1 pseudogene is annotated in these 876 nt (G+C 78.9%); it reads right to left on the bottom strand.

The annotated features are described in order from the left end of the window. Nucleotides 1-876: pseudogene (locus tag EEJ42_RS53285) on the bottom strand (thiol reductant ABC exporter subunit CydD); the annotation flags it as partial.

Raw genomic sequence — 876 nt, 5'->3', positions numbered from 1 at the left:
GGCTCCGCGCGCCGGGCGAGCGCGCCCGACACGGCGGGCACCCCGGCCCCGGCCACCAGCAGCCCGACCGCGAGCACGGCCCCGGCCTCGGGCAGCACCCAGGCGGTGAACCCGACCGAGGCGGCGCTCACGACCAGCGCCGCGCCGACCGGCAGCAGCCAGCGCAGGAAGTAGTCCTGGACGGCGTCCACGTCGGCCACCAGCCGCGAGAGCAGATCCCCGCGCCGGGTCTCCTTGAGCCCCGCGGGCGCCAGCCGCTCCAGCCGCCGGTAGACGGCGACCCGCAGCTCGGCCAGCACCCGCAGCACCGCGTCGTGCGAGACCAGCCGCTCGGCGTAGCGGAAGACGGCCCGGCCGATGCCGAACGCCCTGGTCGCGGTGACCGCCACCATCAGGTACAGCACCGGCGGCTCCTGGGACGCCCGCGAGATCAGCCACCCGGACACGGCCATCAGCCCCACGGCGCTGATGAGCGCGAGGCTCCCGAGCAGCAGCGCCAGCAAGAACCGCCCCCGCCCACCCCGAGCGGCGCCCCGAACCCGCCGCAGCGCACCGGACGCGGCGGCCGGACCGGTCTCACGGTCACCGTCCACTGCGCCCCTGTCGTCCCCGGGGACTCCGCCCGCCGGGCTGTCGGCGTGCCGTACGGACGACGACGGCCCCGACACCGCACCGGGCGCCGCCGACGCCCGGGCGGCCGTCGCCGCCACCGCGCCGTCCGTCACCACGTGCGCCTCGGCACGCGCATGCCCGGTCGCCCGTGCCTCGGATACGGCGGCCTCGGCGCCACCGCCCCCGGCTCGCCCGTGCGGGCTGCCCGCACCGGCCTCGCGCTCACCGTCCGTCGACGCCGTGCCGTCGGCGCACTGCGCGGGC

It is taken from the genome of Streptomyces botrytidirepellens (genome assembly GCF_003721215.1).
GTDB classification, from domain to species: Bacteria; Actinomycetota; Actinomycetes; order Streptomycetales; family Streptomycetaceae; genus Streptomyces; species Streptomyces himastatinicus.
Note: the sequence above shows the minus strand (reverse complement) of the source record. Positions and strands in the feature narration are given on the sequence as shown.